Genomic DNA, 24,346 nt, shown 5'->3' with positions numbered 1-24,346 from the left:
CGCGGGGCGTAACCGGAAACGCGCCCGGCGGATCCTTGCTTCCCGGACGCAGACGTGACAGCCTGACGTGACAGCCCGGGCATCCAGATCGTGATGGGTGTGGATGCCACAGCCGATCGAACGGAGCACCCGCATGCCCCTGTTTTCCCGTCGCCGGTCCTCGCAGGCCGCGCCGATTCCGAAAAAGCCCACGCTGTGGACCGACGGGTTTGGCCGGGTCGCGACCCGCAGCCTGCAGGTCCTGGTGGTGCTCGCGCTGGTCGCCGCGGTGCTGTATCTGGTGTCCCAGGTCAGCGTGATCCTGATCGCGGTGATCCTGGCGCTCATCCTCTCGGCGGCGATCTCGCCGTTTGTCTCCTGGATGCGGCGCCGCGGCGTGCACACGATGCTGGCGACCTGGATCTCGCTGCTGGCCATCGTGGTCATCCTCGGCACCGTGGTGTGGCTGATCGTCTGGGCCGTGCAGAGCCAGTGGGACGACCTGGCCGATTCCGCCTCCGACGGGCTGAGCACGCTCCAGGGCTACCTCAAGGATCTGCCCTTCACCATCTCCGATGATCAGCTGGATGATTTCAAGGACTCGATCACCAGGTTCCTCACCAGCGCGCAGTTTGGGAACGGCGCCCTGGCCGGGGTTTCGGCGGCCACCAGCTTCTTCACAGGGCTGGTGCTGATGATCGTGGTGCTGTTCTTCTTCCTCAAGGACGGCCCGAAGATCTGGGAGTTCCTGCTGCGTCCCTTCACCGGCGAGGGCTATGAGCGTGCGCGCCGAGTCGGCGACAAAACCGTGAGCGTGCTGGGCGGCTACTTCCGCGGGACCGCCGCGGTGGCCGCCGTGGATGCAATCGGGATCGGGATCGGTCTGGCCGTCGTGGGCGTTCCGCTCGCGCTACCGCTGGCCGTGGTGGTGTTCATCATGGCGTTTATCCCGATCGTGGGTGCAACCCTGGCCGGTGCCGTGGCCGCGCTGGTCGCGCTGGTGGCCAACGGACCCGTGGCCGCGATCATCGTGATCGGTATCGTGGTCCTGGTCAACCAGCTTGAGGGGAACTTCCTGCAGCCGGTTCTGATGGCCCGCTCGCTCAAGCTGCACGCCCTGGTGGTGCTGCTCGCCCTGACCGCCGGCACGCTGATCGCCGGCATCATCGGCGCGGTCCTGGCCGTGCCGATTGCCGCGGTTGCCTGGGGCATCATCTCGGTCTGGAACGGGGAAAACACCCCCGCCATCCCGGCCCAGCAAAAACGCCCCGAAGAGGTCTAGCCTCGCGCCGCGAGGCCGCCGAGAATCAGGTCCACGCCGAAGATGAACTCGGCGCTTTCGGCCTCGGCATCCGTCACCACAGTGGTGGCGGATGCCGTGGTTTTGGGGGCGACCGCACCGAGCGAGCCCGCCTGGGCGCGCTGCTGTTCGTGGGAGACCTGGCCGAGGATGAAGTGCAGCAGCACGCCGGAGACCCTCGCCGCGGTTTCCGGGTCGGTGCCCGCATCCACCAGGGCCGCGGTCAGGTCGATGCCCGGTGCCTCGGCACCCAGACCGAGGGCGAGCGTGCTGGCGACCACCTCGGCACCGTCGCGGTAGGCGAGCAGGCGCTCGCGCAGGGCCAGGCAGCGGGTGCGCACCCGGTCGGTGCCGGGGGAGGCCTCGGAATCGGGCACCTCGACGATCAGATCCGCCAGGTGCGCCAGCAGGCTCTGCTTATTCTCGTAGTGCCAGTACAGGGCGCTGGGCTGCACGTCGAGGGACTGTGCCAGGCGGCGCATCGTGAGGTCGGCGAGGCCGAAGGAGTTCAGGATTTCCAGGGCCGCATCGGCCACGTCCTCCCGGGAGTGACGGGTCGGCGCGGACCGGGGGTTGCGTGAACTCGTCATGGTCATACTATACTCAGTGAACACCACATGAACAGCGTTCAGGAGAACACCGTTCAGGCACTCCCCGTCGGAAGGATCCCCATGACCACCCGTACCTCGTTTGGTGGCGCAGACCTCGCCCGCATCGCCGTCTTTGCCGCGCTGATCGCGGTCCTCGGCATGCCCCCGGCCATCGCCGCGTTTGGTGGGGCCGTCCCGATCACCGCGCAGACCCTCGGCGTGATGCTCGCCGGCACCATCCTCGGTCCCTGGCGTGGCGCGGCCGCCGTTTTGGTGCTGGAGCTGCTGGCCTTTGCCGGCCTCCCGGTTCTCGCCGGCGGCCGCGGCGGTGCCGGCGTCTTTGTGGGCCCGAGCGTGGGCTACCTGATCGGTTGGATCGCCGGAGTCATCGTCATCGGCCTGATCGTCCGGGCCGACCGTCGTCGCCCCACGATCCTGCGCACCTCGATCGGCGTGATCCTCGGCGGCATCGTCACCATCTACGCATTTGGCATCCCCTTCCAGGCGGGCATCACCGGCCTGGGCTTCGGGCCGACCTTCCTCTCCAGCCTGCTCTTCCTCCCCGGCGACCTGATCAAGGCCGTGATCGCCGTCGCGCTGACCCTCGCCCTCTGGCGTGCCTACCCGCGCGCGTTTGGGCAGACCTCGCGTCGTCCGCAGGCATCGTCGGATACAGTTACCTCCGTGAACGAATCCGCCCCCACCACCCCGCAGGCCTAGCGCGTGGCGGGCACCATCGCCTTTGACCGGGTCGGCGTGCGCTTCGGCGAGCACAACGCGCTGAGTGATGTGACGATCACGCTGACCCAGGCGCGGATCGGCGTCATCGGGCTCAACGGCTCGGGCAAGTCCACCTTCGCCCGGATGCTCAACGCGCTGGTGCTGCCCGGTGCCGGGGAGGTGCGGGTGCACGGGATCGACCCGAGCGCCGAGGCCGCCCGGGTGCGCCGGATCGCCGGGTTCGTGTTTGCCAACCCGGATGCGCAGATCATCATGCCCACCGTGGCCGAGGACGTGGCCTTCTCGCTGCGCGGCCGCGGGGTACCCAGGGCCGAAATCGCCGCGCGGGTGACCGCCGAGCTTGAGGTGTTTGGGCTGAGCGCGCTGGCCGATGCCCCGGCCCACGAGCTCTCGGGCGGGCAGAAGCAGCTGCTGGCGCTGTGTGCGGTGCTGATCACCCGGCCCGAGCTGGTGATCGCCGATGAACCCACCGCGCTGCTGGACGCTCGTAACCGTCGCCTGATCATCGACCACCTCTTCTCCGAGCGGGTGCCCCAGTTGGTCCTGGTCACCCACGACCTGGACCTCGCCGCGCGCTGCGACGTGGTGCTGCGCTTCGAGGACGGACGCCTGCTTGAGCACGGCGATCCGGCCGAGATCATCGCCCGCTATTCCGAGGCCTACGCGTGATCTCCCTCTACCGCCCGGGCACCAGCCCGCTGCACCGAATGCCCGCGGGGCGCAAGCTTCTGCTGATCGGTGTGCTGGTCCTGGCCATCTCGATCTATCCCCACACGCTGTGGACCCTCGGCATCGCGGCGGCCATCGTGGTGGCCGGCTATCTGATCGCCGGGCAGGGAATCTCCGGGCTCTGGCGTCAGGTGCGGATGGTGTGGATGCTGATCGTCTTCACCGGGGTGTTTCAGCTGATCTTTGTGCCCTGGCCGGCGGCGACGATCACCACCACCCGGATCCTGCTGGTCATCCTGTGCGCGGCGCTGATCAGCCTGACCACCCAGACCTCGGCGATGCTCGACGCGATCGAGCGCGGCCTCACCCCGCTGTCAAAGATCGGGGTGCGGGCCGATCGGATCGCGCTGCTGCTGGCGCTGACCATCACCGTGATCCCGGTGATCCTGGGCTTTGCCCGCGACATCATCACCGCCCACCGCGCCCGCGGGGTGCGTCCGGGCCCGCGCACGTTTGTGGTGCCGTTGCTGGTCCACACGATGCGCTTCGCCGACGAGCTGGGCGAGGCTCTGGTGGCCCGGGGCCTGCGCTCCTAGCGTGTGCGTCGATCCCCCGCACAGGCCACACCTGGGAGCCGAATCTAGATGCCACTTCCCACCCCCGAAACAGGGTCTGGGAATGAGACGCCCCTATCGATATGTTTATCACTTGGCCGAACGGTCATGGTTATATCAGACATGGGGATAAATGTTTGGAAAATTGAAAGCACGACGCTCAATCGTCGCTGGAGCGGTATGTGCATTGGCGCTCGCCATTGTGCCCGCCTCTCAAGTGCAGGCAGTCGAAGCTGGCGGGGGAACCTGGGACTATGGTGTGCGATCCGGGGGAATTTACGGCAGCGGCGGGGAGGTCTTTTCTATCTACAACCACAATCAGAAATCCCACCGCGCTACGGCCTGCAACGCGCAGAGCTGCGAGAAAACAGGCTGGCACGCGCCCCGGGCTACTGCCACCGCCATTAAGCGGCCGATGAGTTTTAGCGGAAACAAGAGCTATTGGGACGTCAAGTAGTGCGAATCGGTGTCGTAATGCTTGCTCTCATTCCGTTGGCGTTGACGCTGACGGCATGCGCCGAGCAGGGAACCTCACCCGTCACGGGTGAGGTTCCCGCCTTTACCGGCCCATGGGCCGAAGAATTTGCCCGGTCATATCGAGACGCACCGGATGATCGGATCAGAGAGATCCTTCGCGATGGGGTGATTACCGATGCCGAACACGCCGAGGTTGAGCAGACCTACCGTTCTTGTGCTGCCGAGCGCGGTGTGCACATTAGTGACGTGCGGTTTGACGGCAGTAGCAATTACGAGTGGGACAGCAGCATAACCGTGGACCAGGCTCATACCTTCGAAACCGAGTGCTCAATTTCCTCCGGGGATGCCAGCGTGAGTAGCCTCTGGTATGCAATGCGTCGAAACCCCGATCGGGCGGACGAAAACGAAATTGTCCTCGCCTGCGTAAAGCGCGTCGGTGCGTTGGATGACAACTTCACGCCTGAGCACTGGAACGCGTCCTCCTACGAGGAGAAGCTGCAGGCCCTGGACGGGGCTGACGATTCCGCCGAGGTGTTTGATTCCTGCCGTATTGACCCGTTCGGAGCGAAATAGGTGAAATCGGCTACGCAGCCTGCGTTTTCACGGGGTCGGGTATTTTTTACCATCGGCCTCGGCATAATGGTATTTTCCCTCGGCGCGGGAACCGCATTTCTTGTGCTGACCCCGGCCACCCCGGCGGCCGTGAAACCTGCCGATCCGGTTAAGGAAATCGCAGTAACCGAGCGCCTCGTCGATGACCGCCGCCCGGTTACCCTGGTCGCGGATACGGGACCGGTCACGCCGATCTCTTCACCACGTGAGGGGCTGGTCACGTCGCTGGAGTGCGCACCCGGATCAACCATCGAATCGGGGTCGTCGGTGCTGAGCGTCGAGGGGGAACCCGCCATTGCCCTGGCCACGTCCGTTCCGATGTGGCGCGACCTTGGCATCGGAGACTCGGGCGAGGACGTGCGCGCCCTCGCCACGGAGCTGACCCGGTTGGGGTATCTCGCCGGGGGCGAGCAACGACTCGACCGAGACACCCTCAACGCGGTGAATCGGCTGCTGACGGATCGAGGTGCTCGGGCGGCCCGCGAGCCTGTCGCCTCATCTGCCCGCATCCTAAAAGACACGTTCATGTGGATTCCAGCCGTGCGAACGGTGGTGGCCTCCTGTGCAACCTCAATTGGGCAGCGGGTGAGTGTTGAGAGCACGGTTCTGTCGGCTCAGGGAACGCTTGCCACGGCACATGTTCGTGCGGTGAGCGGCACGATCGTCCCGGGGGCTCGAACCGTGGTCGTGGGAGAGGATACTTTCGACCTGGACTCCGAGGGGCGAATTCTCGATCGATCCGAGTTGGATCGGCTCGCCCAAACCCGAATCTACCGGCAGAGTCTGGGGGGAGATGCTCCCGGAGAACTGCCCGCGGCCAGCAAGCTGACGGAACCGATGACAGCATTTGCGGTGCCAGCATCGGCCCTCTTTGCGTCGGCCGCGCCCGAACCGGCCGGGGCCGAACAGACTCAGAGCGGGGGCGCATCCAGCGAGATGGGTGGGGGAGAACCCGCTGGGGAGGATGTTTCGGGGGCCCAGCGCCCCTCGTGCGTGGTCGTTGATGGTCGTGTGGAATCCATTCGAGTCATCGGTTCTCAGCTGGGCCAGACATTCGTGCTTTTCTCCGACAACGTGAAACCGCAACGCGTAAGTGTGCACCCCGCTGCGGACCTAAAATGTCCACGTTAGCGGTGTCGGACACTTTGATTGCGCGCGATTTGGGACATCGATTTGACGCCGAGAACTGGTTGTTTCGTGGGGTCAACCTCGATCTCAGTCCCGGTCGTGTCTACGCACTCACGGGTCCATCGGGTTCGGGGAAGAGCACATTTCTGAGCATTCTCGCAGGCTGGCGCACACCCACCGAGGGAACGTTCATCGCTCCCGCTGCCGAGCGGGTTAACTGGGTGTTTCAAAACCCTCATGGCACTTCCCGACGCACGGCGCTTGACCATGTTGCTCTCTCGTTTCTTGCGCGGGGGCTTACCCCGGAACGTGCGGATGCCCAGGCTCAGGATCACCTTGCGAGGTTTGGGCTCCAGCATCGAGCGCAAACCCAGTTCAGACACCTGTCCGGCGGAGAAGGGCAGCGGCTCATGCTCGCGCGCGGACTTGCCGCGATGCCAGCCCTGCTCCTGGTGGACGAACCAACCGCACAGCTGGATCCGGTATCCGCGGCATCGGTTAATGCGGTCCTCGCCGAACTTGCGCATGCAGACGTGACGGTTGTGGTGGCCACCCACGATCCGGATACTCGCGATGCCTGTGATGAGCACATCGATCTCGGTAAGCGAGCCCAGGACGGTGGCGGACGATGAGAATGCACGCGCTCGTCCGGGAAATCTGGCGTAACGCGGTTTCAGGTACCGCTCGCACCGGCACCGTTTTCCTGATCGCTGCGGTTTTGTTGCTGGCAACCCTCGGTGCAGAACTGAGTGGCGTGCGGGGCATCTTGGACCGTGCCGCCGAATTTCGTGATTCAGGGGCGACCACGCTGGTGATTGCGGCACCGGGCGCGATCGACGGACAGGCCTGTGATGTCATCGCGGAGCTCCCCGGGGTGATTGCAGCCGGAGCACGTCGAAAAGCCGCTGAACCCTTGCTGGCTCGGGCTCTTCCCGGGGCACCCATTGCCAATTTTGAAGTCACCAGCGGTTTCCTACGAGTCTTGGAGCCCTCACGCGGTTTGGGACGAGGCCAGACCCACGGTGTTTTCCTCGCCGAATCCGCCGCAGGCCCCTTGGGGCTCTCACCGGGAAAGTGGATGGACACCGATTCCGGGATGATTCTGGTGCGTGATGTATTTCGATATCCTGCCGATGGTCGGCGTGGGGAAATGGAATACTCGGGACTGAGTGTCTCGGCGGCTACCGGGAGATTCGATGAGTGCTGGGCAACCGCCTGGCCGGTTCAACCCGAACTGAGCTCGATGCTATATACCAGCGTTCTACCACGAATCGCGAGCGCAGGCGAACCGCCCCGGGTCGAGCAGCTGAACTCGCGGCTGGGGGCCGAATCGCCTGCGCCCGAGCTGTTTGACCAGCGCATTACCCGGTGGGCCTGGGCCGTGGCGTTGATCGGGGCCGCGGGGATCTCCTGGTTCCTGATTCGATTGCGCCGGGTCGAGCTGGCGGCCGCGTTGCATGCCCGAGTTACCCGGCGCGACCTGCGCATGATCCTGCTCGGGGAAACCATCCTGTGGACAATACCGCTGGCACTGATCGGTATGGCGACGACCAGCGGCTGGGCCGGGCTCAGTTCAGTTGAGCCCGCAATCGCACTACTTCTCGGTGGAAGGATCGTGTGCGCGCTGGTATTTGGTGCCTTCGTAGGGGTCCTGGCGGCATTTGCCAGCATTCGAGAGCGGCACCTCTATCGGTATTTCGCCGAGCGGTAGAGCAACTGGCTGCGCCGTCCTCGAAACCGGAATAGGCTGGGGTAATGGCACAGCTGCACGAACTTACCGCCCGTGAACAGAGCTTCCTCCTGCGAACCGGCGCCCTGCGTCCGAGTGAGCTGGTGGAGCACTACCTGGATCGCATCGAGAAGCACGGCGCGTCCATCGGCGCGTTTATCGTGGTGGATGCCGACGGTGCCCGCGAGCGCGCCGCCGCGCTGGAGGCCACCGGGCACCCCCGTTCCACCCCCACCGGCTCGTTTAGCCTGAGCGATCCCGAGCACTTCCGGATCGAATCCCCCGGGGAGAACCCCGACCAGGTGCTCTGGGGTCTGCCACTGGCCGATAAGGACCTGGAGGCCCGGGCCGGGCTGCCCACCAGCTATGGCTCGCGGGTATTTGCCGGGGTGGTGTCCGAGCAGAGCGATGAGATCGTCGAGGCCGTGGACGCGGCCGGTGCGATCAGCCTGGGCAAAACCAACACCCCCGAATTCGGCCAGCACGGCTTCACCGACAACCTGGTTGCCGGGCCCGCCCGCAACCCCTGGGACCGCAGCCTGCACGCGGGTGGGTCCAGCGGGGGAGCGGCCGCCGCGGTGGCCGCCCGGCTGCTGCCCTTTGCCCCGGGATCGGACGGGGGCGGCTCGATCCGCATCCCCGCCGCCGCGACCGGCCTGGTCGGGCTCAAGCCCTCGCGCGGCCGCGTCCCCGGCGGCTCGGGCATTGGCAGCGTGGGTGGGCTGGGCGTCGCCGGCCCGATCGCCCGCACCGTGGGCGACGCGGCGCTGCTGCTCGAGGGCATGATCGGCACCCCGGCTCCCGCCCGCTTCGCGCTGCGCGCCCCCGAGCTGGAACCCGGTGCTCTGCTGCGCGCCGCCGATACCCCGCACGGCCGGTTCCGGATCGGTATCCTGCGCGATTCGCCCTGGGCGGATGAGTATGCAATCGGCCTGGACGAGTCCGGTGAGCTGGCCTTCTCCGAGGGCATCGAGCACCTGCGTGCGCTCGGCCACGTGCTCACCGAGATCCCGCTGGAACGCAGCGCCGGATACTCCAACGCCTTCCGCACCCTGTGGCGCAGCTTCCCGGCGGCAGCCCCGCTGCCCGAGGGGGCCGAGGCATTGCTGGAGCCGGTGACCGCGCAGCTGCGTGCGTCGGGGAAGGAGGTGCGCGCAACCGATCTGATCGCCGCCCTGGGCTTCTTCGCGCGCTTCGAACGCGACGTGATCGATCAGTTCTCCGGGTTTGACGCGATCCTCACCCCGGCGCTCGGCCAGAGCCCGCGAGCCCTGGACTGGTACAGCCAGACCGATCCCGACCTGAGCTTCGAGCAGCAGGTGCTGTACTCGCCCTGGACCTCGTTTGTGAATGCAACCGGGCTGCCCGGCATCGCGCTCCCGGTGAGCCAGGATGCGCGGGGTTTGCCCGCCGCGATCCAACTGATCGGTCGTCCCGGCGACGAACTGACCCTGCTGAGCCTCGGCGCGCAGCTGGAGAACCGGATCGGCTGGAACGAACGGGTGCCCGCGGACTTCGCCTAGCGGCCCCGGTGGCCGCCGGGGAATTTGTCCCCCATCAACGCCCCACGCGCGAGAGCCCTCTCCCGCGTGGGGCGTTTTTGCCGTGTCGGGGTGCCTGGGTATTGCGCCTCGGATCGAGCGAGTCGGGGCGAGTGAGCCGGTGCGAGCGGGCCGAGGCGTACGCATCGAAGGGAGCCCCGCGCGCTGAGTGCCTTGGGATGGTGCCGGATTGTGGCATCAATATTTTGTCCCCCATGCTCGCGATGATCGGCGAGGGGATCGAAAGAATCCCGCCCTTTTTTGTCTGCGACCAACAATAAAAAGTGGTTCGGCCCGCGAAAATATCCGAAATTCCTACAAAAAGATAGCTCTATCTTCCCGTCGCGAAACGATGGTACGTTGATCGGACTTTGATGGGGAAATATCCGGAGAATGGATCGTATTCAATGGGGGAACTGGCTCAGGCCGGCGCATTTGTAGCGCGCAATTCTGGTCAAAATCGAGGGCATGGGGATCGCATCCGGCGAGGGTGCGCACGATGAGCGGCCACCCGGCACACGGCGGCCAGCACGAAAACGAGCCGCCCGCGGAAACCGTCGAAACGGCGATCATCGAGGCCCAGGAACGGCAGTCCCAGGACATGCGCGAGGCCGCGGAGCCCCACGGCCGCCACGGTGCGAGCCCCGACAACCTGCTGACCCTCTCCGAGGTCAGCGTGCGCGCCTCCTGGGGGCACATCTTTGGGCCGGTGAACTTCTCGGTCAAGCGCGGGGGCACCACCGTCCTGGTCGGCCACGGCGGACGCGGTCGCACCGCGCTCCTGCTGACCCTCGCCGGCCGCATGCGTGCCTCAAGCGGCACCGTGGTCTCCTTCGGGCTGAACAACAACCCCGGTCACCTCTTCAAAAACGCCGCCCTGGGGTGGATCGACGAGGTGGACGAGGTGGTGCAGGCGATCCGCGTCCGCGACATCGTGACCGAGCAGCTGCGCTGGGGTGCCCCCTGGTATCGCTGGGTTCGCGTCGCCCGTGAGGAGGATCTGGAGCGCATGTGTCGCCCGGTCTTTGGCGATCTGGCCCTGCCCGGTCTTGACGACATGGTTGAGGAGCTCCCCGAGCTGACCGCCGCGCTGTTCCGCATCGCCGCGGCCAACGTGCGCAAACCCGAGCTGCTCGTGGTGGGCGGGGTGGACAACCTCTCCAGCGACCAGGCCTCGGAAAAGCTCCTGGAGCGCCTGGTCGCGCTGGGCACCGAACAGACGGTGATCACCGCCGATGTCAACGGCCGCCGCGGTTCGGTGATCGCCGATGACTACGTGGAGGTGCCCAATCTCACCAACCAGCAGTTTGTGAGCCTGGCCCTCGAGGAAGTTGAGGACGTCCGATGATCGCCGCATTCTCCCCGGGAAGCGATTTCAAACGGTACTACCGCGGAACCATGCCGCGCCTGGCCCTGCTGGTCATCCTGATCATGCCGCTGATGTACGGTGCCCTCTACCTCTGGGCCTTCTGGAACCCGTTTGGCAATGTGGACAAGGTTCCCGTCGCGATCGTCAACCTGGATACCGGCGCGGATGCCGGCAAACAGCGCATTCACGCCGGACCGCAGGTGGTCAAGGGACTGGTCGATTCCAAGCAACTCAACCTGATCGAGGTGAGCGAGGAGGAGGCCAAAACCGGGCTGTCCCACGGTAAGTACGACTTCACGATCACCATTCCCGCCGACTTCTCCGCCGCCATCGCCTCGGTCTCGGGGGATAACCCGCGCTCGGCGGACTTGATCTTCACCTACGACGAAACCAACAACTACCTCTCCACCGTGATCGGCCAGGATGCCGCCGAGGAGGTCATCAACCAGGTCAGTGCCCAGGTGGGCAGCCAGGTGTTTGAGGCCGCACTGGACGGTGCCAAGGGAGCGATTCCCAAGCTCATCCAGGCGGCCAACGGGGTGGACACCCTGAACTCGGGGATGCAGCAGGCCAACCAGGGCGCGCAGGAACTCGCGACCAACCTGGTGACCGCGAAGGACGGGAGTGACAAGCTGGCCGGTGCGGTGGACGAGATCGTCACCGGGCTGGACGGCATCATCGGCAAGGCTCAGGGCCTGGTCCAGGGCTCGGGCATTTCCGGGGCCGAGGTCCGCTCGGCCGTGCAGCGCATCGACGCGGGGGTCAATACCGCGGCGACGCTGCTCAACGATGCGGCGGCCACGCAGCAGAAGGCCGCCCAGGACCTGGACGCCGTCATCGCCGACCTCCGCGCCAAGGGGGAGGGCGGCCTGGCCGACCAGATCCAGGGTGTGCGCAACTCGATCGCCGCGAACCCGCAGGTCGCCCAGGCGAACACCACCATCGCCGAGGTACGGCGGGACACCAACCTGCTCGCCGGCCAGCTCAACAGCCCGGGCACCCAGTTCAACGTGGTGCTGCAGGCCATCGAAAACGACCAGGTTGTCGGCGACCTTAACAAGGCCCGCAGCGGCGCCGATCAGCTGCGCAGCGGTGCCGATCAGCTCCGCACCGGACTCGGGGAACTCAGCGCCGGGGCGAACACCCTGGCCGAGGGCACCCCCAAGCTGGCCGCCGGAACCGAGCAGCTGGCCGAGGCCGCCAAGACCGGCCTGAGCCTGATTCCCAAGTGGGGGAAGGACCAGGAGCGCAGCGTGATCCAGACGCTGGCCGAACCGGTCAAGCTGGTCGAGAAGACCGAGCACGAGGCCAAAACCTTCGCCTACGGCTTCGCACCCTTCTTCCTCGGACTCGCCCTGTTTGTGGGCAGCATCATCGCCTGGATGCTCTTCACTCCGCTTCAGGCGCGACCGTTGGCGCAGGGGCTGGGATCCTTCCGCACCGTGCTGGCCTCGTTCATGCCCACCCTCGCGGTGGGCGGAATCCAGGGCACGATCCTGTTCCTGGTGATCTACTTCGGGCTGGGCCTTAAACCGGAGTATCCGATCGGCACGCTGGCGTTCATGTGGTTGATGTCCGCGATGTTCCTGGCGATGATCCAGATGCTCAATGCCCTCTTCGGAGCGGCGGTGGGCCGCGTGGCCACCCTGGCCCTGCTGATGGTGATGCTCACCTCGGCCGGCGGTATCTATCCGGTCCAGACCACCAGTCCGCTGTTCCAGTGGCTGCATCCCTTCGACCCGATGACCTATACCGTGACCGGGCTCAGACAGCTGATCATGGGCGGGATCGACTATCGATTCGGGGTCGCGCTCGCCGTGATCGGGGCACTCACGCTGGTGTTCCTGGCGGTGTCCACCTGGGCCGCTCGTCGCAACCGCCAGTACAACATGGACCGGCTCTACCCACCCATCGAGGTGTAGCGGGTTCTCCCGCCCTGTTTTTCTCAGAATTTAGTGTCGCGAGCTTTTCCGTCAATCAGAAAGGACCACCATGTCAGAGCTGTATCGCAATGCCGCCGAACGCGAGGACGAGTCGCAGATCTCGATCAACCCCGTGTTTGCGCGTCCGGGTGAGGCCACGGTGCTGCCCCGCTTTGATCTTCCCGAGAACCAGATGTCCGGCGACACCGCGTATCAGCTGGTGCATGATGAGGCCATGCTGGATGGGAACTCTCGCCTGAACCTGGCGACGTTTGTCTCCACCTGGATGGATGACAACGCGGGCAAGCTCTACGTCGAGGCCGCCGACAAGAACATGATCGACAAGGACGAGTACCCGGCCACCGCGGCCATCGAGGACCGCTGCTGGCGCATCCTCGGGAACCTCTGGCACGTGCCGGATCCGCACAACACCATCGGTACCTCGACCATCGGTTCCTCCGAGGCCTGCATGCTCGGCGGCCTGGCGCTCAAGCGTCTCTGGCAGGAGCGCCGCCGGGCCGAGGGCAAGTCCACCGAGAAGCCCAACCTGATCCTCTCCGCCGGCGTGCAGGTGGTCTGGGAGAAGTTCTGCAACTACTGGGATGTCGAGGCCCGCTACGTGCCGGTGACCGAGGAGCACCTGGTTCTCGACGGCCATGAGCTGGAAAAGTACGTGGACGAAAACACCATCGGTGTGGTCGCGATCCTCGGCCAGACCTACACCGGCCTGTACGAGTCGGTGAAGGAGATCGCCGCCAAGCTCGACGAGATCCAGGCCTCCACCGGACTCGACGTGCGCATCCACGTGGATGGTGCCTCGGGCGCGATGGTTGCCCCGTTCTGCCAGCCCGACCTGGAGTGGGACTTCACGGTTGAGCGGGTCAACTCGATCAGCACCTCGGGCCACAAGTACGGACTGGTCTACCCCGGCGTGGGCTGGGTCGTCTGGCGCAACAAGGAGGTGTGTCCGGAGAGCCTGGTGTTCCACGTGAGCTACCTCGGCGGCGACATGCCGACCCTGGCGCTGAACTTCTCCCGCCCCGGTGCCCAGGTGCTGCTGCAGTACTACCAGTTCCTGCGCCTGGGCCGCGAGGGATACCGCGAGGTGCAGCAGAACTCGATCGACGTGGCCACCTACCTGTCCTCGGAGATCGAAAAGCTGGATCCGTTCACCCTGGTCAGCCGCGGCGACACCATCCCGGTGTTCGCCTGGAAGCTGAACCCGGGCCAGCGCAACTGGGACCTCTACGACCTGGCCGACCGCCTGCGCATGCGCGGCTGGCTGGTGCCCGCCTACCCGATGCCCGATGACCTGTCCGCCCTGGTGGTGCAGCGCATCGTGGTGCGCCTGGGCCTGAGCAAGGACCTCGCCGAGCTGCTGCTGGCCGCGATTAAGGAGGAGGTGGCGTTCCTGGAGAATCTGGACGCACCGATTCCGCGCGAAAAGGCCCGCACCTCGTTCGCTCACTAGGCGAGCCGCCGCACGTACCCGAGGGTCCGGGCGAATAGGCCCGCACTTCGTTCGCTCACTAGCCTTCATCCCGGTTCCGCCCACACCCCAGATCGTGTGGGCGGAACCGGGACTCGCAGACAGAAAGCGTCACTCATGACCCAGAGCAGCACCCCCTTCCCGCAGGCGCAGCCGGCCTCGCTGCCGTTCCTGGTGCCGACCCTGAGCAGGCAGAGCGCCCTGTTCATGATCGGCTCGGCGCTGTTTGTGCTGGGCAGCGCGATGAACATCTGGAACTTCGACAACACCGCCGCATCGAACCTGGCCTGCTTTATCGGGGCCTGGTTTTTCACCGCTGCGGGGCTGTATCAGCTGGTGCTGAGCGGGGATCCGGTGGTCGCGGTGCCCTATGCGCCGGGCAAGATGTTTCGGGCCGAGTGGTTGGCGGCGGCCACCCAGAGCTTTGGCACGATCATGTTCAACATCAGCACCTCGGCGGCGCTGCGAGCAAAGTCCGTGGACACCGAGAAGCACCTGGTGTGGAACCCCGACGCCGGGGGATCGGTAGCCTTTCTGCTCAGCGCGATCCTGGTCTACACCGCCTACTATCGCACCCGTGGCACGCTGTGGGAGCCGCGGTGCTCGGGATTCTGGGCGGCCCACATCAACATGCTGGGCTGCCTCGCCTTCGCGTTTTCGGCCGCGGGCTCGTTTGTGCTCAACGACGGCAGCGCCAAGGACGCGGGCCTGGCCAACTGGGGCACCTTTATCGGCGCGATCTGCTTCTTTATCGCCTCGATGATTGTGCTCCCCACACTCGGCTGGAACCGGCGCACGGCCGAGGCCGATGCCCGTTCCTGACTCCCTTTGTAATCGCTGTACAACCGGCACCCCTGCGGTGCCCCTCTGAAAGGTAAGTGAAACACTATGTGCACAAGAGTTGTTTGGCCCGATGCTAACGGCGCCGTGATCGTGGGCCGCAATATGGATTTCCACCTGGACCTGCTCACCAACCTGTGGAAGCTGCCCCGCGGGATCGAGCGTAACGACGGGGTCAACGGGGATCTGACCTGGACCGCCAAGTACGGCAGCCTGGTCGCCACCGCGTTTGACCTGGTCGCCTGCGACGGCATGAACGAGGAGGGGTTTGCCGGTCACATCCTGTGGCTCGCCGAATCCGACTACGGCACCGCCAGCGAGGGCGACGTCCAGCTGAGCCAGGCCGTCTGGCTGCAGTACTACCTGGACAACTTCAAGACCGTGGCCGAGGCCGTGGAGTGGACCGAGAAGACCCAGGTGCGTATCGCCGAGCTGCTGGATCCGACCAGCGGCAAGCCGCCCACACTGCACCTGGCGATCAACGACGCCACCGGCGACTCGGCCATCATCGAGTACACCGACGGGACCCCCACGGTCTATCACAGCCGTGAGTACACGGTGATGACGAATTCGCCCACCTTCGATAAGCAGCTGGAGCTGGCGGCGAAGATCGAGGGCCTCGGCGGGGATGCTCCCCTCGGCGGCTCAACCCTCGCCACCGACCGCTTTGCCCGTGCCTCCTACTATGTGGGACGCCAGGAGCAGCCCAAGACCCAGCTCGAGGCCATCGCGGCGATGTTCAGCATCATCCGCAACGCCGCCCAGCCCTTCCGTCAGCCCGACCCGGGCAAGCCCGATGCGTCGCAGACCATCTGGCAGGTGGTGCTCGATCTGACCAACCGTCGCTACGCGTTTGAGTCGACCACCCGCCCCAACATCGTCTGGGTCGACTTTGACAAGCTGAGCTTCGCCGAGGGTACCGAGGAGCTGCGGCTCGACCTGGTCAGCAAGCTTGCGCTTGAGGGTGGCCTGGCCGGGGATGTCAGCCACCACTTCCACCAGGTGGGTCCGCTGACCGATCTGGGCCTGAACCTGGCGACGCGCTTTGTCGAGGTGGCCGCCCAGAAGCAGGACGAGTTCGCCGGACTGCTCAAGGAGGTGCGCCAGCTCGCTGGCGCGGCAAAGAAGTAGTCACACACAGGCGGGGCCCCACCGGTTGGTGGGGCCCCGCTTACGTGTGTGGCTAGCCGCTCGTGGACCGGGACCGGGCCTGCGCATGCTGTCAGGCGAGCCGTTCTCGGCCGGGCACTGGGGCCCCGCTGGCGTGTTTGGCTAGCCGCTCTCGGCCTGGCGCTGGGCACCGCGCTCGATGGTCTCGGTGGTGTGGGGATCCGCCTCCTCGGCGCTTTCGGCGCGGGCGAGGATCACGACCCCCACAAACGCGGCGGCCCCGGCGGCGAGGAAGCCCACAAACGAGATCCACGGGGCACCGGCGGCCTCGTGCAGGATCACGATGCCCAGGACCACGGCGACCGCGGGATCCACCACCGTGAGCCCGGCAATCACCACATCCGGCGGATTGCAGGTGTGCGAGTACTGCACAAAGTAGATCGACAGGGCCGAGGCGACGCCGATGCCCAGGATACAGATCAGGGTGAGCACGCTGCCCGAGTCAAACACCATCCGGTGTCCGGCAAACATCGTCTCCACCCGGAGGATCACGGTCTTGCCGAGGGTGGCGACAAAGCCCGAGAAGATCCCGCCCAGCACCACATAGAAGATGGGGGCCTTGGCGGTGCCCCGGGTTCCGAAGCGGATGGCCGCCGCGATCGCGAGCACACCGGCCAGGGTCACCAGGATCGCGATCAGCTGGCCGTCGCTGATCGGCTTCTGTTTACTCACCAGCGCGGCGATCACCACGTAGGCGATTACCCCGACCAGGGAGATCGCGATACCCAACAGCACCCGCCGCGGCAGGGGTGCCCGGCGTACCCGGGCATTCAGGATCGCCGAGAACACCAGGGCGGTCACGCCGATGGGCTGCACCAGGATCAGCGGGGCGAAGGCCAGGCTGCCCATCTGCAGCAGGATCGCGATCCCAAACAGCGCACTGCCGGCCAGCCAGATCGGGGTCTTGAGCAACAGGAGAAAGGAGGTTTTGGATTCCCCGGTGCGTTCGGCCGCCGCGGAGACCAGGTTGACCCCGCGGCTCTGCCAGAGATTCCCCACCGCCAAAACGGCCGCGCTGACCAGTGCCAGCAATACTCCCAGTAGCGGCGCAGAACCTACAACCATTGTTTTTTCCCCCGTCGCACATGGATGTCCGCCCAAGCTTTGCACGCGATTCCCGTGGAGCCAAGACCCAGTTTGAGGGGGCAGAGTTCGCGCCGTCAGCCCCGACTGACTACTGTGGAGAAATGACCGAGACCCCCGCCGCATCGGCACCGAAGAACACCGAAGTATCCACCGATCCCGAGCGCGAGGTTCTCAGCTGGGACGGGTTTGGCGACGCGACCCGCGACCTGGCAGCCCAGGTGGTTCAGGACGGCTTTGCCCCGGAGTTTGTGGTGGCCATCGCCCGCGGTGGCCTGCTGCTGGCGGGATCGATCGCCTATGCGCTGGGCGTAAAGAACTGCGGCTCGATCAACGTGGAGTTTTACACCGACGTACACCTGACCCTGCCCGAGCCGGTCCTGCTGCCGCCGATGCTGGACGGTCCCGCCCTGGCTGGAAGCCGCGTGCTGCTGGTGGACGACGTATCGGACTCGGGCCGCACCCTCGAGCTCGTGCAGCGCATGTTGCAGGGCGACGGCGCCGATGTGCGCACGGTCACCCTGTACTCCAAGCCGCGCACCATCCTGGAGCCCGACTTCGTGTGGAAGAACACCGATAAGTGGATCACCTTCCCCTGGTCGGCGCTGCCCCCGGTGGATGCCGCCGAGGCCGACCGCCGTTACCCGCAGGCCTAGCGCACCCGAAAACACCGAGCACAGCCCCGCTTCGATCTCGAAGCGGGGCTGTGTTTTTTAGGTTAGGCGCTGCGGCGGCCGGTCGCAGAAGAGCTTGTGATTGGTAACAAATGCCAGAGTTGGGACCGCTATCGGAGGGTCGTCCCCAACGGGGGATGGCGGCCAAACTAGGCCAAGCGATACCTTCCGAGTATGGCAATCTCTCAGTTGAAATATCTGACTGTAAGTTCCGCGGTTGCCGGATGCTTGACTGTGAATATTAAGTAGTGGAAAGACAGATGAAAACTATCGCCTTCGTCCTCATTTATGGTCTGGTGGTTGGTTGTGTTGGATTCACCATCACGACCCTCAGCGGCATGAGTCCGTACCTGATCGGAGTCCTGGCTTTACCCGCTGTAGCACTGGCGGGCCGGGTCGGTTCCGGTTTCGGCGTGAATCTTTTCCAGCGGGAAGGCAGCGAGAAGGGCTAGTCTGCGCCGGCTAAGGGGCAGACAAGAACACCCCGCGTACGCATCAGAGTAGAGCGTGTATCCCGCCGTCAAAAGGGCGAGATACACGCTCTACGTTGTGCTTACTCGTTGTGAAGGATTTTCGCTCCGTGCGCCGAGCCTTAGACGGTACTGACTCGAAGCGGAGCTGTGCCCTAGGGGTTTAGGCGTTGCGGCGGCGCATGATCAGGCCGCTGCCGATGGCTAGGATCGCGGCACCCAGGAGGGCGAGACCTCCGAGGCTGGCACCGGTTGCCGCCAGGCCTCCGGCGGGGCGGGCGGAAGAGCCCGCGGGGGCGGCGAGAGCATCCTGCCCGCTCGGGTCGCCGGGCTGGATCGGACCAGCGGTAACACTCGGCGAGGGATCACCGGTCGGGTCCACGCCGGGTCCCGGGCCGGGTTCGACGCCGGGGTCCGTGCTGGGATCTGGGCTCGGCTCGGGCGTCGGCGTCGGCTCCGGCGCGGGGAGGGTCACCGTGGCGGGTTCGCTGGCCCCGGCGATGCCCCAGAAATCGTCGTTGAAGCGCAGCCGGTAGCTGTCGCCGGCGTTCTCGGTGGTTACCAGGGTGGTGTACTCGTTACCATTGGCGCCGGCAATGTCACTCCAGGTCTTCCCGTCGGCCGAACGTTGCCACACCACACCGCCGCCGTTTCCGCGCTTGATCCCGGTTACGGCGCTGATGAAGGTGACCTCCTGATCCACGGCGTCGAGGTGTACATCGGCCGGGTTGGTCACCGCGGGGCGGGTGATCAGGGTTACGGTCGAGCCCTCGCCGCCGGTGTAGCCGCGGTCGGCCGTGAGCAGGTCGCCGGTGACCGGGTTCTCGACCAGGTTCACGGCGCCCACCGGGGTGCTGCGGAAACTCTCGGAGCGCTCGCCGGTGGTGAAGTCTGCGGCCATGACCATGTCCCAGCCCATCGAGGGGGAGTAGGCGCGGTTCAGGCTGTCCGAACCCACCACATCGGTCATCATGATGCCCACCGAGATGCGCTGGCGTGCCTCACCGGTGATCGGGTCCAGGACGCTGACCCGGCTGCCACCCTCGGCCAGATAGAGGGTCTGCGGGTTGGTATCAAAGGCGAGTCCCGAGTAGGACCAGATGTCGGGGGTCGCGACATCCCGGGTGATTTCCAGGGTGTGGGCGTCCATCGTGGCGTAGGCGGCACCGTTCATGCCCTGGCCGGTGCGTCCCACGATGAAGGTGGACTCATCGGCGGTAAGCACGCCGGAGTTTGAGTTGTTGGTGGGCAGCGTGACGCTGGCCAGGACCACGCCGGTTGCGGAGTCGATCCGGTTGATCTGCCCGCCCACGGCCACCGTGAGATAGGCGGAGCCGTCGCGGGTGAGCTGGGCGTAGCTGGACCATCCGATGTTGGTGGTGTGGATGGCACTCAGACTGCGGGTGGTGAGGTCGATCACCGCGACCCCGTGGGTCGTGGTGGGGCTCGCATCAATGACGGCCACCGCGCGGGTGCCGGCGGCGTTCAGCGAGACCGAGGAGAGACCCACGCCGGCACCCACCTCGATCGAGCCGATGGTGGTGCGGGATTCGAGGTCCACGATGTGCAGCGCGGTCGAGTTCAGCGCGGACACGTAGGCAAGGCGGCCATCGGGGGAAATTACCACCTGATTGGGCATGACCCCGTCGGCGATATGAATCGAGGTGCCGAGGTCGCTCACCAGAGGCGGGGCTTCGGCGCGGGTCGCGGGGGCAACCTGGCCGGCGGCGTTCGCGGGGTGGGGATTGGTGTCCGCCTGCGGGCGTGCGGGGGCGCTCGCCGAGGAGCCCGCCTTTGGCGGGGGAAGTGCGGCCTGGGCGCCGATGGCCCCTCCGGTGGCGAGGCCGATCGTCAAAAATGCGCCGAGTCCGAGGGCGCAGGCGCGCCAAATACTGCGTGGGTACATGGGGGTCTCCCTGATGAGCGAGCATGTTCACGATCTGCAAAGCGCTCGTGTGTTCGTTCACCCGGTGCGGGGATACGGGCTTCCGCGGGGTGAGTATCCCTCCTTTGGGGTACATAACGATCGTATTTAAAAACGTATAGTTTTCGATGGGTAGTGCCGAAAATGCGCGATCTGTTGTCGCATTTACCCATCCGGCGCGGATGCGGGATCTCAGAACTCACCGCTCAGTGTGCGCGCGGCATGCCCTTTTCTAATACCGATCGTTTGATTAGTATTAGACCTTCCCATTACCCGACCCGAGGGAGTAATTTGTGATGACCGACTGTGTGCTGGTGGAAACCGGCGCGAATACCCCCGTGCTGATCGGAGTCGCCGCGGCCACGATCCTGATCGGTGCCGCGCTGATCTGGGCGATGGCACGCTCATCGAAAAAGCGTCTGCTGCTGGGAGGTGTCCTGGGGCTGCTGCTCCTGGTGGGTCTCCCTATCGTGAGCGGCTCCACCCCAGCCCAGGCGCAAACCCCCGAGCACTGCGTCTCGGCCCCGGCCACCACCCCGGTGGGACAGCCGAGCGCCGACCCGAGCGCGACACCCACGCCCGACCCCACCGCCTCACCCACCCCGACGCCCTCGCCGAGCCCGACCGGACCCGCCGAGTGTGTCGCCGAGCCCTCGCCGATCACCCCGAAGATCACCGCCCTGTTCGACTGGGACAGCGATGCACCCCGGATTCGATTCGAAAACGAGGAGCTCAACGCCCTGGTAATCGCCGATCCGACCCTGGTGACCGGACTGCTTGAGACCTTCAGCGTCCCCGAGACGGTGACCTGGAGCATGCCCGACGGGGATGGGGGACGCACCACCCTGCGCACCGAGCAGTACACGGCGCACACCTCGATTCCGCGCGGGATCTCTCAGATCGAAGATGGCTGGCTCGAACTGAACTATGCCGAGAGCGGGGACACCTCCAATAGCGAGGAGATTGACGCCCAGATCGCGGCGATTACCGCCGAGCTGGAGGCGCAGCACCCGGGAGCCGAGATCGAGGCCGGGAGTCTCTTTGGTGAGTACACCGCCGAGATCAGCTACACCGTCACCGGCAAGAACAGCTGCGGCGACACCGTGACCGGCACCGGTTCGGTGGCCGCCCGGGGGCCGATCCCGGCCTAGCGGGGAATCCGGATGGGCCACCCTCTTGTCGGCGGCCCGGGGGATTTCTACACTGAGTGCGGGTCGCAATCGCGATCCGCACTCAACCGAAGGGGCCAACGATGACCACACAGGCTGAATTTATCGCCGCGCTGACGCCGCAGACCCGGGCGCAGTGGATCACGCTCTCCACCGCGATCTCCGCCGAGCTTGAGGGTGCGCTTGAGGGCGAGCCGGTTCCGGCCCGGGAGGATCTGGAACGGCTCACGTTCCCCGCGGTGGCGCCGGCGCAACACCCGTTCTCCGACGCCGAGGAGATCTTCTGGGCGGCCACGGATGGGCTCGCGCCGGACCTCGCGGGAACCGGCGAGCTCCCCCTGCTGTTTCTGGGGTTCTCCTCGGTCAATCGCATCACCCGCAGCCGGGAACCGGTGGGATTCCTGCTGACCAGCGGCGCGGTCTATGTGCGCGATTCGCCGAGCGGACTCTTCGGCGCGCAGGCTCCGCGCATCGTGCCGCTGTTTTCGGGCCCCGAGGGGATTGCCGCCAGCGCGCAGGCCATTACCGAGCAGGCGATCGCCAAGTTCGAGTGGAAGTGGGCGCACCAGGTCACCTCGGCCGAGGTGTGGTCCGCGGCGCTCCAGCGGCTCTCCTCGATGGTGGCCCTGGTGCTGGCGCTGTTGCCCACGCTCGGCGGCAGCGTCGCCACGGAGGTCCCCGCGTCCGCAACCTCGCTGCCGGAGCGTCTGCGCGAACTCGGCCTGGCCGACATCGTGGTGCCGGGATCGGATGAGTCTCCCAAACGGCTCAAGCAGCGTGCCAAGCTCAGCAAGGTGCTGAAGCTGAGCGCCGACGAGCCGATTCTGCTCTCGATCACCGACAGCACCCTCGCCGGCCCCTACGGGAGCGTGCTCACCGGGGCGGCCATCCACTCGCGGGATCTGATGGAGGATCCGGTCAGCACCCCGCGCGCGGGCATCGATCCGGCCGCGATCCGGGCCGAAAAGGACCGCCTGATCGTCGCGCCCGGCGAGGTGCACACGCTGCCCAGCTTCCTGACCGAGAGCCAGCGGGAAGACATCGTTCGCCTGCTGCGCGAACTCCTCGAGGGTCGCCTGAGCCTCTAGCGTGAACGCAAAACCCCCGCCCGAAATTCGGGCGGGGGTTCTGCGTTGTGGCGGCTAGTCGCGGAAGGTTTCGATCTTCGCGCCGAGCGAGATCAGCCGCTCCTGCAGCTGCTCGTAACCGCGGGAGATGATGTCCACGTTGCGCAGCACGCTGGTGCCCTTGGCGGCGAGCATCGCCAGCAGGATCACCACGGCCGGGCGCAGTGCCGGCGGGCACGAGACCTCGGCGCCGGACCAGTGGGTCGGGCCCGAGACGTCCAGGCGGTGCGGGTCGCGCAGGCGCACGTTGGCACCCAGGCGGGTGAGGTCGGTGAGGTGGATCGCCCGGCCCTCGTAGACCCAGTCGTGGATCAGGGTGTCGCCGGTCGCGCAGGCGGCGATGACCACAAAGAAGGGCAGGTTGTCGATGTTGAGGCCGGGGAAGGGCATCGGGTGGATCTTGTCGATCGGGGCGCGCAGCTCCGACGGATATACGGTGATATCCACCAGGCGGGTTTTGCCGTTGGCGGCGTCGTACTCATCGGTCATCGAGTAGCGCAGGCCCATCTCCGACAGGGTCGCCATCTCGATCTCCATGAACTCGATCGGGACGCGGGTCACGGTGATCTCCGAGCCGGTCACGATGCCGGCGGTCAGCAGGCTCATGGCCTCCACCGGGTCTTCGCTCGGCCAGTAGTCCACATCGGCGTTGACGTTGGCGTTGCCGTGGATGGTGAGGGTGGTCGAGCCGATGCCCTCCACCTCGATGCCGAGCTCCTGGAGGTAGAAGCAGAGGTCCTGCACCATGTAGTTGGGGCTAGCGTTGCGGATCACCGTCACTCCATCGCGCACGGCGGCGGCCATGATCGCGTTCTCGGTCACGGTGTCGCCGCGCTCGGTCAGGACAACCTTGACCCGCTCGGGCACATCGTGGCTCACGGTGGCGCGGTACCAGCCGGTGGTCGCCTCGACCTCGAGCCCGAAGGGGCGCAGGGCGATCAGGTGCGGTTCGACGGTGCGGGTGCCGAGGTCGCAGCCGCCGGCATAGGGGAGGGAGAAGTTGTCGAAGCGGCCCAGCAGCGGACCGAGGAACATTAGCACCGAGCGGGTGCGACGGCCGGCATCGGCGTCGATCTCGGCGAGGTTCAGGTTTTCGGGCACCTTGATCTCGACGCTGTTGTCATCGCCGTACCAGGTGACCTGCACACCCATGCTGCGCAGCACGTCGATGATGCGGTCGACCTCGACGATGCGGGCGACGCGGTGCAGGCGGGTGGTGCCGCGGTTGATCAGGGCCGCACACAGCAGCGCGACGGCGCCGTTCTTGCTGGAGTTCACGGCGATCGAGCCGTGCAGCTTGTGGCCACCCTCCACGCGGATGTGCGAGGGGCGGGGGCGATCACCGAAGGTCACCAGTTCGCTCTTGAGGGCGACGCTCAGGCGGGCCAGCAGCTCGATCGAGATGTTCTGGCTGCCCTGTTCGATCCGGTTGATCGCCGATTGGCTGGTGCCCACCCGTTCGGCCAGCTGGGCCTGGGTGAGGGAACGGTCCTGCCGGGCCGAACGAATAAGCGCGCCCACCTGCCGCATGGGTTCGGCGGCGGTGATGTCTACGGGGGAAGTATCGGTAGAAAGTGCCATGACCCGATGCTATACCGCATTTGAGATAAATTTCTCGTTTTCCGGGTCGAAAGCGTCAATCTGAGAGTTTCCTCAACTCGGATGTGGCGTTGGAATAAATACGATCATTCGTGCGTCCGTCACAGATTGCGCGTGTCGTATCGTCCGC

At 65.8% G+C, this 24,346-nt stretch carries 23 protein-coding genes; 19 read left to right on the top strand and 4 right to left on the bottom strand.

The genetic code is table 11. From position 1 onward, the window contains the following. The first annotated feature begins 133 nt into the window (after positions 1-133). Positions 134-1,261, top strand: a complete 1,128-nt coding sequence (locus C7C57_RS12180; RefSeq protein WP_187976635.1) for an AI-2E family transporter — start codon at positions 134-136, stop codon at positions 1,259-1,261. On the opposite strand, the gene C7C57_RS12175 is transcribed toward C7C57_RS12180, so the two are convergent. After that, positions 1,258-1,869, bottom strand: coding sequence for a TetR/AcrR family transcriptional regulator C-terminal domain-containing protein (locus C7C57_RS12175; RefSeq protein WP_187976634.1), 612 nt, complete (start codon positions 1,867-1,869; stop codon positions 1,258-1,260). The genes C7C57_RS12180 and C7C57_RS12175 overlap by 4 nt on opposite strands. Before the next feature lie 81 nt (positions 1,870-1,950). On the opposite strand from C7C57_RS12175, the gene C7C57_RS12170 reads away from it, so the two are divergent. The 14 genes from C7C57_RS12170 (at position 1,951) to C7C57_RS12105 (ending at position 16,131) form a co-directional block, all read left to right on the top strand. Further along, positions 1,951-2,589 (top strand): biotin transporter BioY, encoded by a 639-nt coding sequence (locus C7C57_RS12170; protein ID WP_187976633.1) that lies wholly within the window; start codon positions 1,951-1,953, stop codon positions 2,587-2,589. Positions 2,590-2,592: 3 nt separating this feature from the next. After that, positions 2,593-3,279: an energy-coupling factor ABC transporter ATP-binding protein gene (locus C7C57_RS12165; RefSeq protein ID WP_187976632.1), complete on the top strand. Its 687-nt coding sequence runs from the start codon at positions 2,593-2,595 to the stop codon at positions 3,277-3,279. Next, the gene (locus tag C7C57_RS12160; protein WP_187976631.1) at positions 3,276-3,875 is read left to right on the top strand and encodes an energy-coupling factor transporter transmembrane protein EcfT; all 600 of its coding nucleotides are present in this window, start codon (positions 3,276-3,278) and stop codon (positions 3,873-3,875) included. Before C7C57_RS12165 ends, C7C57_RS12160 begins: the two co-directional genes overlap by 4 nt. Positions 3,876-4,026: 151 nt before the next feature. Then, positions 4,027-4,350 carry a lactococcin 972 family bacteriocin gene (locus tag C7C57_RS12155; protein WP_187976630.1) on the top strand — a complete coding sequence of 108 codons (324 nt, stop codon included), beginning with the start codon at positions 4,027-4,029 and terminating at the stop codon, positions 4,348-4,350. 17 nt (positions 4,351-4,367) lie between these two features. Continuing rightward, entirely contained in the window at positions 4,368-4,943 is a 576-nt protein-coding gene (locus tag C7C57_RS12150; RefSeq protein WP_187976629.1) for a hypothetical protein, read from the top strand. Between the two features lie 66 nt (positions 4,944-5,009). Further along, positions 5,010-6,113, top strand: a complete 1,104-nt coding sequence (locus C7C57_RS12145; RefSeq protein ID WP_187976628.1) for a hypothetical protein — start codon at positions 5,010-5,012, stop codon at positions 6,111-6,113. Next, entirely contained in the window at positions 6,101-6,742 is a 642-nt protein-coding gene (locus tag C7C57_RS12140) for an ATP-binding cassette domain-containing protein (RefSeq protein WP_187976627.1), read from the top strand. Before C7C57_RS12145 ends, C7C57_RS12140 begins: the two co-directional genes overlap by 13 nt. Positions 6,743-6,744: 2 nt before the next feature. Continuing rightward, complete coding sequence (locus C7C57_RS12135; protein WP_187976626.1) at positions 6,745-7,821, top strand: hypothetical protein; 1,077 nt, start codon at positions 6,745-6,747, stop codon at positions 7,819-7,821. Between the two features lie 44 nt (positions 7,822-7,865). Beyond that, entirely contained in the window at positions 7,866-9,362 is a 1,497-nt protein-coding gene (locus C7C57_RS12130; RefSeq protein ID WP_187976625.1) for an amidase, read from the top strand. 517 nt (positions 9,363-9,879) lie between these two features. Beyond that, the gene (locus C7C57_RS12125) at positions 9,880-10,728 is read left to right on the top strand and encodes an ATP-binding cassette domain-containing protein (protein ID WP_223144749.1); all 849 of its coding nucleotides are present in this window, start codon (positions 9,880-9,882) and stop codon (positions 10,726-10,728) included. Next, complete coding sequence (locus C7C57_RS12120; protein WP_030148868.1) at positions 10,725-12,671, top strand: YhgE/Pip domain-containing protein; 1,947 nt, start codon at positions 10,725-10,727, stop codon at positions 12,669-12,671. Before C7C57_RS12125 ends, C7C57_RS12120 begins: the two co-directional genes overlap by 4 nt. A 70-nt stretch (positions 12,672-12,741) precedes the next feature. Then, a complete protein-coding gene (locus C7C57_RS12115; protein WP_187976624.1) occupies positions 12,742-14,142 on the top strand; it encodes a glutamate decarboxylase in 1,401 nt (466 codons plus the stop codon). Between the two features lie 135 nt (positions 14,143-14,277). Further along, a complete protein-coding gene (locus C7C57_RS12110; RefSeq protein ID WP_187976623.1) occupies positions 14,278-14,982 on the top strand; it encodes a hypothetical protein in 705 nt (234 codons plus the stop codon). A gap of 66 nt (positions 14,983-15,048) precedes the next feature. Next, positions 15,049-16,131 carry a linear amide C-N hydrolase gene (locus tag C7C57_RS12105; protein WP_187976622.1) on the top strand — a complete coding sequence of 361 codons (1,083 nt, stop codon included), beginning with the start codon at positions 15,049-15,051 and terminating at the stop codon, positions 16,129-16,131. Between the two features lie 141 nt (positions 16,132-16,272). On the opposite strand, the gene C7C57_RS12100 is transcribed toward C7C57_RS12105, so the two are convergent. Further along, complete coding sequence (locus tag C7C57_RS12100) at positions 16,273-17,235, bottom strand: DMT family transporter (protein ID WP_187976621.1); 963 nt, start codon at positions 17,233-17,235, stop codon at positions 16,273-16,275. A 122-nt stretch (positions 17,236-17,357) separates the two neighbouring features. Here C7C57_RS12100 and C7C57_RS12095 point away from each other — a divergent pair, with 122 nt between their 5' ends. Further along, positions 17,358-17,909: a phosphoribosyltransferase gene (locus tag C7C57_RS12095; RefSeq protein ID WP_187976620.1), complete on the top strand. Its 552-nt coding sequence runs from the start codon at positions 17,358-17,360 to the stop codon at positions 17,907-17,909. Positions 17,910-18,187: 278 nt separating this feature from the next. Continuing rightward, a complete protein-coding gene (locus tag C7C57_RS12090) occupies positions 18,188-18,379 on the top strand; it encodes a hypothetical protein (protein WP_187976619.1) in 192 nt (63 codons plus the stop codon). Positions 18,380-18,560: 181 nt separating this feature from the next. On the opposite strand, the gene C7C57_RS12085 is transcribed toward C7C57_RS12090, so the two are convergent. Further along, a complete protein-coding gene (locus C7C57_RS12085; RefSeq protein ID WP_187976618.1) occupies positions 18,561-20,303 on the bottom strand; it encodes a hypothetical protein in 1,743 nt (580 codons plus the stop codon). Between the two features lie 314 nt (positions 20,304-20,617). On the opposite strand from C7C57_RS12085, the gene C7C57_RS12080 reads away from it, so the two are divergent. Continuing rightward, complete coding sequence (locus C7C57_RS12080; RefSeq protein ID WP_187976617.1) at positions 20,618-21,472, top strand: hypothetical protein; 855 nt, start codon at positions 20,618-20,620, stop codon at positions 21,470-21,472. A gap of 101 nt (positions 21,473-21,573) precedes the next feature. Beyond that, positions 21,574-22,578, top strand: coding sequence for a hypothetical protein (locus tag C7C57_RS12075; RefSeq protein WP_187976616.1), 1,005 nt, complete (start codon positions 21,574-21,576; stop codon positions 22,576-22,578). Between the two features lie 54 nt (positions 22,579-22,632). Here C7C57_RS12075 and C7C57_RS12070 read toward each other — a convergent pair whose 3' ends face one another. Then, entirely contained in the window at positions 22,633-24,198 is a 1,566-nt protein-coding gene (locus C7C57_RS12070) for a UDP-N-acetylglucosamine 1-carboxyvinyltransferase (RefSeq protein ID WP_051701921.1), read from the bottom strand. Positions 24,199-24,346 lie beyond the last annotated feature (148 nt).

It is taken from the genome of Mycetocola sp. JXN-3, assembly GCF_014522285.1.
Taxonomy (GTDB): Bacteria; Actinomycetota; Actinomycetes; order Actinomycetales; family Microbacteriaceae; genus Mycetocola; species Mycetocola saprophilus.
Note: the sequence above shows the minus strand (reverse complement) of the source record. Positions and strands in the feature narration are given on the sequence as shown.

What these genes read in the sequence shown, in the direction of transcription:
- C7C57_RS12180 (WP_187976635.1), top strand. Translation starts at nt 134, where the DNA reads ATGCCCCTGTTTTCCCGTCGCCGGTCCTCGCAGGCCGCGCCGATTCCG.
- C7C57_RS12175 (WP_187976634.1), bottom strand. Translation starts at nt 1,869, where the DNA reads ATGACGAGTTCACGCAACCCCCGGTCCGCGCCGACCCGTCACTCCCGG.
- C7C57_RS12170 (WP_187976633.1), top strand. Translation starts at nt 1,951, where the DNA reads ATGACCACCCGTACCTCGTTTGGTGGCGCAGACCTCGCCCGCATCGCC.
- C7C57_RS12155 (WP_187976630.1), top strand. Translation starts at nt 4,027, where the DNA reads ATGTTTGGAAAATTGAAAGCACGACGCTCAATCGTCGCTGGAGCGGTA.
- C7C57_RS12150 (WP_187976629.1), top strand. Translation starts at nt 4,368, where the DNA reads ATGCTTGCTCTCATTCCGTTGGCGTTGACGCTGACGGCATGCGCCGAG.
- C7C57_RS12145 (WP_187976628.1), top strand. Translation starts at nt 5,010, where the DNA reads ATGGTATTTTCCCTCGGCGCGGGAACCGCATTTCTTGTGCTGACCCCG.
- C7C57_RS12140 (WP_187976627.1), top strand. Translation starts at nt 6,101, where the DNA reads ATGTCCACGTTAGCGGTGTCGGACACTTTGATTGCGCGCGATTTGGGA.
- C7C57_RS12135 (WP_187976626.1), top strand. Translation starts at nt 6,745, where the DNA reads ATGCACGCGCTCGTCCGGGAAATCTGGCGTAACGCGGTTTCAGGTACC.
- C7C57_RS12130 (WP_187976625.1), top strand. Translation starts at nt 7,866, where the DNA reads ATGGCACAGCTGCACGAACTTACCGCCCGTGAACAGAGCTTCCTCCTG.
- C7C57_RS12125 (WP_223144749.1), top strand. Translation starts at nt 9,880, where the DNA reads ATGAGCGGCCACCCGGCACACGGCGGCCAGCACGAAAACGAGCCGCCC.
- C7C57_RS12120 (WP_030148868.1), top strand. Translation starts at nt 10,725, where the DNA reads ATGATCGCCGCATTCTCCCCGGGAAGCGATTTCAAACGGTACTACCGC.
- C7C57_RS12115 (WP_187976624.1), top strand. Translation starts at nt 12,742, where the DNA reads ATGTCAGAGCTGTATCGCAATGCCGCCGAACGCGAGGACGAGTCGCAG.
- C7C57_RS12110 (WP_187976623.1), top strand. Translation starts at nt 14,278, where the DNA reads ATGACCCAGAGCAGCACCCCCTTCCCGCAGGCGCAGCCGGCCTCGCTG.
- C7C57_RS12105 (WP_187976622.1), top strand. Translation starts at nt 15,049, where the DNA reads ATGTGCACAAGAGTTGTTTGGCCCGATGCTAACGGCGCCGTGATCGTG.
- C7C57_RS12100 (WP_187976621.1), bottom strand. Translation starts at nt 17,235, where the DNA reads ATGGTTGTAGGTTCTGCGCCGCTACTGGGAGTATTGCTGGCACTGGTC.
- C7C57_RS12095 (WP_187976620.1), top strand. Translation starts at nt 17,358, where the DNA reads ATGACCGAGACCCCCGCCGCATCGGCACCGAAGAACACCGAAGTATCC.
- C7C57_RS12090 (WP_187976619.1), top strand. Translation starts at nt 18,188, where the DNA reads ATGAAAACTATCGCCTTCGTCCTCATTTATGGTCTGGTGGTTGGTTGT.
- C7C57_RS12085 (WP_187976618.1), bottom strand. Translation starts at nt 20,303, where the DNA reads ATGTACCCACGCAGTATTTGGCGCGCCTGCGCCCTCGGACTCGGCGCA.
- C7C57_RS12080 (WP_187976617.1), top strand. Translation starts at nt 20,618, where the DNA reads ATGACCGACTGTGTGCTGGTGGAAACCGGCGCGAATACCCCCGTGCTG.
- C7C57_RS12075 (WP_187976616.1), top strand. Translation starts at nt 21,574, where the DNA reads ATGACCACACAGGCTGAATTTATCGCCGCGCTGACGCCGCAGACCCGG.
- C7C57_RS12070 (WP_051701921.1), bottom strand. Translation starts at nt 24,198, where the DNA reads ATGGCACTTTCTACCGATACTTCCCCCGTAGACATCACCGCCGCCGAA.